Source organism: Desulfocurvus sp. (assembly GCF_023230885.1).
In the GTDB taxonomy this organism is placed as follows: domain Bacteria; phylum Desulfobacterota; class Desulfovibrionia; order Desulfovibrionales; family Desulfovibrionaceae; genus Desulfocurvus.
On sequence record NZ_JALNWM010000104.1, the window covers coordinates 1 to 11,435 of the forward strand.

Below are 11,435 nucleotides of genomic sequence, written 5' to 3' on the forward strand. Positions count from 1 at the left end.
ATGCATATTGACAAATGGGGCAAATACTTACTATTCAAGTCAGGTTTGAGTGCATCTCCGGCGCCTCCGTGGGCCCGGAGGCGGCCTGGCCGGATACCGGTATCCCCCCCCTCAATGCCGGTGTCCGACGGGGCCGCTTCCTGGCGGACGGGGGCGCCTGCCTTGGCCCGGCCCGGTCCTTCCGGCGCCGGGCATGCGCCCTGGTCGCCTGTTTTTCGCGCCGCGCGCCCCCCTGGGGCGCGCGGTTGTTTTTTTGGCGTCGCGCCTTGCGGGGGCTTGCCCCCGGCGGGGTTGTGCGCCAGAGTGGGGCGGGCGCCGCCGTGCGCGGCCCCGCCCGCGCACAACCATCACCGGCCGCCCGGCCAGAGGGACTCGTCATGGAACTGACCACCGTCGCCGTCCACAACCCCGATGCCCTGAACCTGATCCTGGGCCAGTCGCATTTCATCAAGACCGTGGAGGACATCCACGAGGCCGTGGTCGGCGCCGTGCCCGGCGCGCGCTTCGGGCTGGCCTTCTGCGAGGCGTCCGACAAGTGCCTGATCCGCCTGACGGGCACCGACGACCAGTGCGTGGCCCTGGCCCGGCAGAACGCCGAGGCCATCGGCTGCGGCCACAGCTTCATCCTGTTCATGCGCGACATGTTCCCCATCAACATCGTCAACACCGTGCAGGCCGTGCCCGAAGTGGTGCGCCTGTTCTGCGCCACGGCCAACCCGGTGCAGGTGGTGGTCGCCCGGACGGAGCAGGGCCGGGGGGTGCTCGGCGTCATCGACGGCTTCGCGCCCAAGGGCGTGGAGGGCCCCGAGGACGTGGAACGGCGCAAGGGCTTCCTGCGCGCCATCGGCTACAAGCTCTAGGGCGGCGGGGCGCGCCGGGCGCGGGGATGCGTGTGGCGCGCTTGACAATATTGAAGCCATCTTCGTATAGGTCTATGCCTTTTAAAGTTTCCAGTGTGGGGACCAAGACCCGGTCCCGGACCACGGAGGGATCGGGTACAGGTACAGACGGCTAACACAAGGGAGAAATCAATGTCGGATGCGCTGAAGAACCAGAGGACCTACGCCCTCGTCGGGCACGGCGGCTGCGGCAAGACATCGGTTGCCGAAATGCTGCTCTTCCAGGCCGGCGCCACCAACCGCCTGGGCAGGATCGAGGAGGGCACCACCGCCCTGGATACCGAGCCCGAGGAAATCAAGCGCCGCGGATCCATCCAGCCCGCCTTTGCCAGCTACCCCTGGAAGAAGGCCACCCACTTCCTGATCGACACTCCCGGAGACACCAACTTCACCGGCGATATCGCCTACTCCCTGACCGCTGCGGACGGCGTGGTCTTCGTCGTCGACGCCGTGGACGGCGCAAAGCCCCTGACCAAGAAACTGTGGGACGAGGTCCAGGCCTCCGGCCGTCCGGCCATGGTCTTCGTCAACAAGATGGACCGCGACCGGGCCGACTTCGACATGGCCTTCTCGTCGCTGACCGCCGTGCTGGGCGTCCGCCCCGTGCTGCTCTACATGCCCATCGGCGAGAAGGACGCCTTCAAGGGCGTGGTGGATGTGCTGGGCAACAAGGCCCTGTTCTTCGAGGACGGCGGGACGCTGCGCGAGGGCGCCGTGCCCGGCGACATGGCCGCCGACGTGGAGGCCCTGCGCGAAACCATGATCGAGAACATCGCCGAGAGCGACGAGACGCTCATGGAGAAATATCTCGAGGAGGGCGAACTGAGCCCCGAGGATATCGCCCAGGGCCTGCGCCTGGGCGTGCTCTCCGGGGGGCTGGTGCCCGTGGCCTGCGGCTCCGCCCTGGACAACAAGGGCGGCAGCTTCGTCCTGGACACCGTGCAGGATCTTTTCCCAAGCGCCCTGGACCGCGGGGCCTGGCTGGGCGAGGACGGCGGCGAGCGCGAAAGCTCCGCCGACGCCCCCGTGGCCGTCTTCGTCTTCAAGACCCTGGCCGACCCCTTCGCCGGGCAGCTCTCGGTCATCCGCGTGCTCTCGGGCACCCTGTCCCCCGACAGCACGCTGCACAACGCGGCCAAGGGCGACAAGGAGCGCGTGGGCCAGCTTCTGGTGCTGTGCGGCAAGGAGCAGAAGCCCCTCAAGGGCGAGGCCGGGCCCGGCGCCGTCCTGGCCCTGGCCAAGCTGAAGCTCACCGCCACCGGCGACACCCTCTCCGACCCCAAGGATCCCTTCGCCCTGGCCAAGCCGACCCTGCCCCCGGCGCTGATTTCCTACGCCCTGGCCCCCGAGGAGAAGGGCGAGGAGGACAAGGTCTACGCCGCGGTGAACAAGCTGCTGGACGAGGACATCTGCCTGCACCTGACCCGCGACGCCGAGACCGGCGACATCCTGCTCTCCGGCTCGGGCCAGCTGCACATTGAGATCAGCGTGGAGAAGGCCCGGCGCCGCTACAAGGTGGGCATCGCCCTCAAGACGCCCAAGATTCCCTACCGCGAGACCTTCAAGGGCAAGGCCGACGTTCAGGGCCGCCACAAGAAGCAGTCCGGCGGGCGCGGGCAGTTCGGCGACTGTTTCATCCGCCTGGAGCCCCTGCCCCGGGGTTCCGGCTATGAATACGTCGACGCCATCGTCGGCGGCTCCATTCCCCGCCAGTACATCCCCGCCGTGGACAAGGGCGTCCAGGAGGCCGCAGCTCGCGGCGTGCTGGCCGGCTACCCGGTGGTGGACTTCCGCGTGACCTGCTACGACGGCTCCTACCATGCGGTGGACTCCTCCGAAATGGCCTTCAAGATCGCCGGGTCCATCGCCTTCAAAAAGGCCGCCGAGGTGGCCAAGCCCGTGCTGCTCGAGCCCATCGTCCAGGTCAGCGTGTTCGTGCCCGACGAGTTCATGGGCGACGCCATCGGCGACCTGTCCAGCCGCCGGGGCAAGGTGCTCGGTTCCGATTCCAAGGCCGGGATTACCGAGGTCAAGGCCCATGTGCCCATGGCCGAGGTGCTCCAGTACGCCCCGGACCTGCGCTCCATGACCGGCGGCCAGGGCACCTTCACCATGGAGTTCGACCACTACGAGGAGGCCCCGCCGCAGGTGGCCGAAAAGGTCATCGCCGAGAGCAGGCAGGCCCAGGAATAGCCGGGCGCCCCGGCACCATAGTCCGCGAACGGGCCGCCCCCTCCCCGCCGGGGAGGGGGCGGCTTTTTCGTGCCCCGGCCGGGGCGGGCCCACGCGCGGCCCCGGGTTGCGGGCCTGGGGCGCCCGGCCATCGCTGCCGCCGGGCGCGGGCGCCGGGGATCGGGGGGCGCCGGGCGTGGGCGCGCCAGCTGCGCCGGGGCGCGGCATCCGCAGGGGGCGCGGCCATGCCGCCGGGCCGCGGGGCCGGGTGCGGCAGTGGCGCCGGGGCGTGGGGCTGGGTGCGCCGGGGAGCGGGAAGGGGGGGCAGTGGCGCCGGGCCGCGGGAAGGGGGGAAATGGCGCCCGGGCGCGGGGCTGGGTGCGGCAGTGGCGCCGGGCGTGGGCATGGGGCGCGCGGCCAACATCGCCGGGGTTCAGGGTTTTCTGCCGCGACGCGCGCGTCCCGGCCTTGTTTTGGTGCTGGTTTTCCCGTACATTACGCCAATTGCGCCGCCACCCCAACACGCCCCAAGCGGAGCCCCGGCCCCTGATGCTACGTAACGTGATATTCTACCTTGCCTTTTTCCCCCTGACCATTTTCTTTTCCGCCCTGGCCGCGAGCTCGCGCCGGGTGGCGCCCTGGGCCGCCCGCGCCTGGTCCGGGCTGGTGGTCCGGGCGGCCGGGCTGTCCGTGCGGGCCGACCTCGCGGCCCTGGACCCGGCCCAGCGTTATATCTTCATCGTCAACCACCAGAGCCAGCTGGACATCCCGGTGCTGACCCACGTCCTGCGCGCGCGCCATGTGGGCTTCGTGGCCAAGGAGTCGCTGTTCCGCATCCCGCTGTTCGGCAAGGCCCTGGAGTGCGCCGGGCACGTCAGCGTGGACCGCTCCAACCCCCGCCGGGCCATGAAGAGCCTGGAGGAGGCCGCCGCCAAGGCCCGCGAAGGGGCCAACATCCTGGTCTTCGCCGAGGGCACCCGCCAGAAGGATCTGGAGGCCCTGGGGGAGTTCAAGGTCGGGGGCATGATCCTGGCCCTGAAGACCGGGCTGCCCGTTGCGCCGCTGGTGGTCTGCGGCACGGGCGACGCCCTGCCCAAGGGCCGCCTGCTGCTGCGCCGCGCGCCCATCCGCGTACGCGCCCTGCCGCCCGTGGCCGCCGGGAGCTATACCCTCAAGCAGCGCGAGCAGTTCCGCGACGACCTGCGCGCCCTGATGAACGCCGCCTACCTGGAGCTGCGCCGTGAATGAGCACGACGTGACCCTGACGCCCCTGGGCGGCCTGGGCGAAATCGGCATGAACTGCATGGTCCTGGAAACCCGGGACTCCATGTTCCTCATCGACTGCGGGCTGATGTTCCCGGACAACTATCTCTACGGCATCGACGTGGTCATCCCGCGCTTCGATTATGTGGTGGAGAACAAGGAGCGTCTGCGGGGCATCGTGCTGACCCACGGCCACGAGGACCACATCGGGGCGCTGCCCTGGCTGCTGCCCCATGTGGACGCGCCGGTGTACGGCTCGGAGTTCACCCTGGGGCTTGTGGCGTCCAAGCTGCGCGAGCACAACCTGGAGCAGTACACCGACATGCGCGTGGTCCAGGACCGCGAGCGCGTGCAGATCGGCGACTTTCACGTCAATTTCTTCCCCGTGTGCCATTCCATCGTCGGCGGCTACGGCCTGGGCATCGAAAGCCCGGCCGGGCGCATCGTGCACACCGGCGACTTCAAGATCGACCGCACGCCCACCCACGGCCAGGAAACGGACCTGGAGGCCTTCGCCCGCTTCTCCAAGCCCGGGGTGCGCCTTTTGCTGTCCGACTCCACGAACATCGAGCGCGAAGGCCACGCCCTGACCGAGCGCGAGATCAAGGCCTCCCTGGGCGAGATATTCCGCAACGCCCCGGGGCGGATCATCGTGACGCTGTTCTCCAGCCATATCCAGCGGATGCAGGAAATATTCGAGCTGGCCGAGCAGTATGGGCGCAAGGTGGCCGTCAGCGGCCGCAGCCTGGTGCGCAACATCGAACTGGCCCGCGAGCTGGACTACATCCGCGTGTCCTCGGGGGTGCTCATCCCCCTGGAGGACATTCCCCGCCACAAGGACGAGGAACTGGTCCTGCTGGTCACCGGCTCCCAGGGCGAGCCCCTGGCCTCGCTCTCGCGCATCTCCTCCGGCGAGCACCGCCAGTTGCGCATCAAGAAGGGCGACCTGGTGCTCATGTCCTCGCGCTTCATCCCGGGCAACGTGCGGGCCATCACCCAGATCATCAACAATCTCTACCGCCTGGGCGCCGAGGTGCTCTACGAGAAGGTCCAGGCCATCCACGCCTCGGGCCACGCCCACCGCGAGGAGCTGCGCACCATGCTCCAGACCGTGCGCCCGACCTTCTTCGTGCCCGTTCACGGCGAATACCGCCACCTGGTGAAGCACTGCCGCCTGGCCCGCGAATGCGGCGTGGCCGTGGAGCGGACCCTGATCCTGGAGGACGGCGACCCGCTGACCATCAGCCCTTCGGGCATCCGCCTGCACGAGCGCGTGTCCACGGAGTGCATCTACGTCGACGGCAAGGGCGTGGGCGACGTGGGCCAGACCGTGCTCAAGGAGCGCCAGCTCCTGGGCGGCGAGGGCATGGTGGTGGTCACCCTGGTGGTGGACAAGGAGACGGGCGAGATTCTCGTGGGCCCTGACCTGGCCTCCAAGGGCTTCGTCTTCGAGCAGCGCTACAGCCATGTGCTCGAAGACGCCAAGTGCATCATCCTGGACATCTTCGAGAACATCCGCCCCGGCGAGACGAGCAAGCTCAAGGAGCGCATCCGTTCGTCCCTGCGCCGCTTCTTCCGCCGCGTGCTGGACCGCGATCCCGTGGTCGTGCCGCTGGTGATGCTGGTCTAGCAGGCGCCCCGCGGGCCGGGGTCGGCGTCGCGTTTCCCGCCGCGCCCGCCCCGTGCCGCCCTGGCCGCCAGCGGCCCGGGGCCGCGCCCGGCTGCGCCTCCGGCATGGGCGCCCCCGCGCCCCCGCCCCCGCCCCATACCCCCGCGCGGGGCTGCCCCGCAGACAGCCGGAGCCGAACCCGCCACCCCCGCCGCCCCCGCACCCCCGCGCGGGGCTGCCGCCTGCAACCTGGACGCGAACAAGGAGCGGGACGCCGCCCCCATACTCCCGCACGGCGTTGCCCCCGCAGGCAGCCGGGGCCGAGCCCGCCTCCCGCCCGGGGCAGTCTCCCGGGCCTGCCCTCGCGCCGCCAGCCGCCTGCGCGCCTCCGCTTCCGGGGGCCCCGTTCCCTTCCCTGCGCGCCGGTCCCGCGTTTCCTTGCGCCCTGCGCCGTGCCGCCCCGGGGCGGATCCCCCGTCGCCGCGGATGTGCGGCTCTTCCTTTTCCCGTTCCTTGAGATACGCCCCGGCATCTCCCGTGCCGGGGATGTTCCCTCCCGGGAACATCCTGGCGCGCAGCGCGTTCCGTTTGGGGGACATTTTGGGGCCGTTTTTGTCCCCCGGGGCGCATCTCCGTGAAATAGTCATATATTCATGACTGTTACCACAGTGGCACAGCCCTTGCCTTTATGCCTGTGACGGCCTTGAGGCAAGGGCTGTCGTTCATTGGGAAGGAAACCGAAAGGAGCGAATCATGACATGTGTTTCTCGCAGGAATCTGCTCTGCGCCATGGGCGGCGCCGTGGTCGGCGGGTTCATGGGCATCGGGCCGCTTTCGGCCGCGCTGCCCGAGATGCAGGGCCAGGCGACCTGGACCGCGCACAGCCTCGACGCCGACGAGTGCGAGCCCTACGCCTACGCCGGGTACTGGAACCAGGGCTACGGCTGCTGCTACGGCACGTTCTACAGCATTGTCGGCGTCATGGGCCTCAAGCACGGCGCACCGTACAACCAGTTCCCCTTCCACATCATGGAGGTCGGCAAGAGCGGCATCTCGGACTGGGGCACGATCTGCGGGGCCCTCTTGGGCGCGGCCTCGGCCATGGCCCTGTTCTGGGGCCGCAAGGAGCGCGACCCCATGGTCACGGACCTGTTCCGCTGGTACGAGCAGACCGCGTTCCCCCTCTATGACCCGGGCCAGGACGCCCAGGGCGTGCAGGGGGAGATCCCGGGCCACGCCTGCGGCTCCGTGCTTTGCCACGTTTCGGTCTCCTCCTGGAGCTTCGCCACGGGCATCCCCGCCGCCTCCAAGACCCGCTCCGAGCGCTGCGCCCGGATCACCGCCGATGTCGCCCGCAAGGCCATCGAGATCATGAACGCCAAGATCGGCGGGCGCTTTGCCCCGGTGTACGGCAAGCCGGAGTCCCTGACCTACTGCGGCGAGTGCCACGACAAGGAGAAGGAGGCGCCCTTCCTCAAGGGCAGGCAGGAGTGTACGCCCTGCCACTCGGGCACGGAGCATACCCAGAACAAGTTCACCGGCCACCCGTAGCCGGAGCCCGGCGCGGGGGAGCGGGCCTCCCCGCGCCGCGGAACACCCCGCCCGCACCGGGCGCCCCGGATCGTGCCGGGGCGCCCGCGCCTTTTCTGTCTCCCCGGCTGGCCCGGCGGGTGCGTCCTTGTCCGGCGCGGCCTTCCGGCCTATACTTTGCCGCCGGGGGCAGGGGTGCCCCCGGGAGGGCCTGCCGCACGGCAGGCGGCACGGTCCACAGCCATCAGGGAGACGCCAGTCCAATGCATTCCATTCTTCTCGTGGCCTGGGACGCCCCGGCCCACGAGGCCCTGGCCCGGGCGCTTCGCGGGGCGGGCTATGACACCGAGGTCGTCGAGGACGCCTTCCAGGCCCTGGTCGCCATGCGCTCCAGGCGCTACGGCCTGCTCATCTCCTGCGCCAATCCCCCGGGCATGACCGGGCTGGAACTGCTGGCCAAGGTCGCCGAGCACTATGTGAGCACGGGGGTCTTTCTTGTGGTGGAGCCGTCGGACATGGCCGGGGCCGTGCAGGCCATGCGCCTGGGGGCTTTCGACGTCCTGGCCCGGCCGGTGTCGGCCGAGGCCCTGCTGCTGGCCGTCCAGCGCTATTTCCATCTCCGCAGGCTGCGCCGCGACAGCCTGAGCCGCTCCTCCTGGAAGGGCCTGGAGGACATGATCGGCGGCCTGTCCGTGCAGCCGGTCATCGACCGCATCCAGGCCCTGGCCGACACGGACATCCCCGTGCTGGTCCAGGGTGAAAGCGGCACGGGCAAGGAGCTGGTGGCCGACGCGCTGCACCACCTGAGCTCGCGCCGCCACAGGCCCCTGGTCAAGATCAACTGCGCCGCGCTGCCGGAGCAGCTTCTGGAATCCGAGCTGTTCGGCCACGTCAAGGGCGCCTTCACCGGGGCCCACCGCACCCGCCAGGGCAAGTTCGAGTCGGCCGACGGGGGCACGCTGTTCTTCGACGAGGCCGGGGAAATGACCCCGCTCATGCAGGTCAAGCTGCTGCGCGTGCTGGAGGAGGGCGTCATCACCCGCGTGGGCGGCAACGCGTCCATCAAGGTCGACGTGCGCACCGTCTTCGCCACCTCGCGGAACATCGAGGCCATGGTCGCGGCCGGGGAGTTCCGTTGCGAGCTCTACTACCGCATCAACGTCGTGCCCATCCTGCTGCCCCGGCTCAAGGACCGCGGCGACGATATCGGCCTGCTCATCCGGCATTTCCTGAGCATCTACCGCGAGCGGTTCGGCCGGGGGCGGCTGTCGCTTTCGCAGCGCGCCCGCAGCGCGCTGCTGGCCTACGACTACCCCGGCAACATCCGCGAGCTGCGCAACATCCTCCAGGGGGCCTCGCTGCTGGCCGAGGGCGGGGTCATCCGCCTCGGGCACCTGCCGCAGCGCGTGCGCCAGACCATCCAGGCCCAGGGCTGCCCCGACCCGCTGGACGCGCCGCTGCCCCTGGCCGAGAGCGTGCGCCACCACGAGCGCGACCGCATCCTCCAGGCCCTGGAGCACTGCGACGGCCGCAAGGGGGACGCGGCGGCCTGGCTCGGCCTCTCGCGCAAGGTGCTCTGGCGCAAGATGAAGGATCTGGACATCCGCGACTGAGCCCGGGCGCGCGTCCGGCCACGGCGGCCGGGGCGCTACTCCAGGGGCAGGGTGATGGTGAAGCTTGCGCCGCCGTCCGGGGCGTTGCGGGCGGTGAAGGCGCCCCGGTGGTTGCGGGTGACGATGAAATAGGACACCGACAGCCCCAGGCCCGTGCCCCGGCCCGGGGCCTTGGTGGTGAAGAAGGGCTCGAAGACGCGGGTGCGCATGGCCGGGTCCAGCCCGGGGCCGTTGTCCTGCACCTCGATGCGCACCCCCCCGGGCGCGGGGCCCGTGCGCAGTACGATCCGCGCCGGGTGGCTGCGGGGGCCGCCGTCCAGCAGGGCCTGGGCCGCGTTGCGCAGCAGGTTCAGGAGCACCTGGACGATTTCGGTCCGCACCACGGGCACCGGGGGCAGGCCCGGGGTGTATTCGCGCAGCACCAGCACGCCGTGGAAGCCGCCCCGCCCGTCCTGGCCGAACTCGCTGGCCGCCAGGGCCACGGCCTCCTCCAGCAGTCCGGCAATGTCCTCCGGGGTCCGCCGCGAGGCCGAGGGTCTGCTGAAGGCCAGCATCCGGGCCACGATGTCCGCCGCGCGGGCCCCGGCCTCGCGGATGGCCTCCAGGGCGCGCACGATGCCGCGCCCCTCCAGATAGGCGCGCACCTGGGCCAGCTCCACCCCGTGCCGCCCGGCGGCACGTTCGTTGGCGGGGATGCCGTCCTGGGTGCGGCGCAGGGCGTTCTGGGCGCTTTGTACGATGATGCCCAGGGGATTGTTGAGCTCATGGGCCATGCCGGCCGCCAGCCCGCCCAGGGAGAGCATCTTTTCGCCCTGCACGGCGGCCTCCTCCAGGCGGGCGCGCTCGGTCACGTCGTCCACACGCACCACGGCCCGGGCCAGGCCCGTGTCCGCCAGGGGGAAGACGGTGACCTCCTCGTGGCGCAGGCCGCCCGGGGCCTGGCGCGTCCGGCGCGGCAGGTGCCTGCGCGTTCCGGCCTGGGCTGCGGCGGCCAGCTCGGGCAGCACGTCCGCCAGGTGCGGCAGCAGCTCGTCCAGGCGGCGCCCCACGGCCTGGGGCCGGGGGATGCCCGTCTGCTCCCAGGCCGTGCGGTTCCACAGGGTGACCCGGTTTTCGGCGTCCACCCCGGCCAGCAGCGAAGGCATGGCGTCGATGACCCCGGCGATGGAGCCCTGGGCCTCGCGCAGGGCCTTCTCGGCCTGGGCGCGTACGGTGATCTCCCGCTCCAGGTGGCGGTTCTTCTCCTCCAGTTCCCTGGTCTTGCGCTTGACCTGCACGCGCAGGGCCACGGTCCACAGGGCGAAAAGCAACAGCGTCGCGGCGGCGGCCCACAGCGCCGTCCGCAGCCAGCCGGGCAGGCTCGGGCCGCCGGGTTCGCCGATCCAGTGGCTCAGGGCCCGGTGGTAGGCGGAGCCGGGGTCGGCCTTCATGGCCGCCAGGCTCTTGTCCAGGGCCTGGAGCAGCAGCGGATCGCCGCCCTTGGGCACGGCGAAGCGGATTTCGATGGGATTGAGCAGGATGGGCGTGGCCCGCGCGCTGTAGAGCGCCCCCCGGCGGCTGGCGAAGAGGTTGTTGACCACGCCGAGGTCGGCCTGCCGGGCCTGTAGGGCGCGCAGGATGGAGTCGGGGTCGCTGGCGGGGCGCTCGGTGTAGTCCAGGCCGAAGCGGTGCATGGTGGTGCGGAATGCCTGGGCATGGATGTCGCCGGGCAGCAACAGCACGCTGTGCCCCTGGATGTCGAGCACGCTGCGCACGGCCAGCCCCGGGCGGGCGTAGACCTGGGCCCAGTTGACCAGGGGCGTCAGCTCGGCGAAATCCAGGAAGGCGGTCCGTTCCTGGCTGTAGGCCACGGCGGGCAGCAGGTCCAGCCCGCCCTCGCGGGCCATGCGCATGGCCGCGGGCCAGGTGCAGTGGACCCAGCGCAGTTCCCAGCCGCGGGTGCGCGCGGTGTGCTCCAGGAGCGTGGCGAAAAGCCCGGCCGGGCGGCCCTGCTGGTCGCGAAAGAGCAGCGGCGGGTTCTCCCAGCAGGCGACGCGGACCGTCCGGGCATGGCCGGGCGAGGCGCAGACGACGCAAAGGACGAGGGTCAGGGCCGCAAGCGGCAGTCGGAACATCGGGTTTCGTGCGTGGGGTTCGGAAAACAGGCCGGGCCGGAAGGGATTTCCGGCGGGAGGAAGCTACCGCCGTGGCGGCGGGGAGGCAAGGATTTTGTGGGCGCGCGGAGCGCGGCGCGAGGGCGCCCGGAGCGGGGGAGGGGGTTAGCCCAGGAGTTCCTGGTCTTCGGCGAGCATGCGCGCGGCGATGTTTTGCCCGTCGACGGAGTACGACCCCGCCTGGACCATGGCCTTG

The 11,435-nt window shown here is 70.6% G+C and carries 8 protein-coding genes; 6 read left to right on the top strand and 2 right to left on the bottom strand.

Features of this window, described 5'->3' with window-relative positions:
* Positions 1–377: 377 nt before the first annotated feature.
* The 6 genes from M0P34_RS08845 (at position 378) to M0P34_RS08870 (ending at position 9,086) form a co-directional block, all read left to right on the top strand.
* Positions 378–860 (top strand): adenosine-specific kinase, encoded by a 483-nt coding sequence (locus M0P34_RS08845; RefSeq protein WP_291498548.1) that lies wholly within the window; start codon positions 378–380, stop codon positions 858–860.
* A 171-nt stretch (positions 861–1,031) separates the two neighbouring features.
* Entirely contained in the window at positions 1,032–3,092 is a 2,061-nt protein-coding gene (fusA, locus tag M0P34_RS08850; protein ID WP_291498549.1) for an elongation factor G, read from the top strand.
* A gap of 528 nt (positions 3,093–3,620) precedes the next feature.
* Complete coding sequence (locus tag M0P34_RS08855) at positions 3,621–4,319, top strand: lysophospholipid acyltransferase family protein (protein ID WP_291498550.1); 699 nt, start codon at positions 3,621–3,623, stop codon at positions 4,317–4,319.
* Positions 4,312–5,964: a ribonuclease J gene (locus M0P34_RS08860; protein WP_291498551.1), complete on the top strand. Its 1,653-nt coding sequence runs from the start codon at positions 4,312–4,314 to the stop codon at positions 5,962–5,964. Before M0P34_RS08855 ends, M0P34_RS08860 begins: the two co-directional genes overlap by 8 nt.
* Positions 5,965–6,696: 732 nt before the next feature.
* Positions 6,697–7,494, top strand: a complete 798-nt coding sequence (locus M0P34_RS08865) for a C-GCAxxG-C-C family protein (protein ID WP_291498552.1) — start codon at positions 6,697–6,699, stop codon at positions 7,492–7,494.
* A 242-nt stretch (positions 7,495–7,736) separates the two neighbouring features.
* Positions 7,737–9,086 carry a sigma-54 dependent transcriptional regulator gene (locus M0P34_RS08870; RefSeq protein WP_291498553.1) on the top strand — a complete coding sequence of 450 codons (1,350 nt, stop codon included), beginning with the start codon at positions 7,737–7,739 and terminating at the stop codon, positions 9,084–9,086.
* 35 nt (positions 9,087–9,121) lie between these two features.
* Here M0P34_RS08870 and M0P34_RS08875 read toward each other — a convergent pair whose 3' ends face one another.
* Together M0P34_RS08875 and M0P34_RS14885 are read right to left on the bottom strand one after the other, a co-directional pair.
* Positions 9,122–11,200: an ATP-binding protein gene (locus M0P34_RS08875; protein ID WP_291498554.1), complete on the bottom strand. Its 2,079-nt coding sequence runs from the start codon at positions 11,198–11,200 to the stop codon at positions 9,122–9,124.
* A 144-nt stretch (positions 11,201–11,344) separates the two neighbouring features.
* Positions 11,345–11,435, bottom strand: a 91-nt coding sequence (locus M0P34_RS14885; protein ID WP_366062347.1) for a flagellar biosynthesis anti-sigma factor FlgM, incomplete at its 5' end; no start/stop codon positions are given.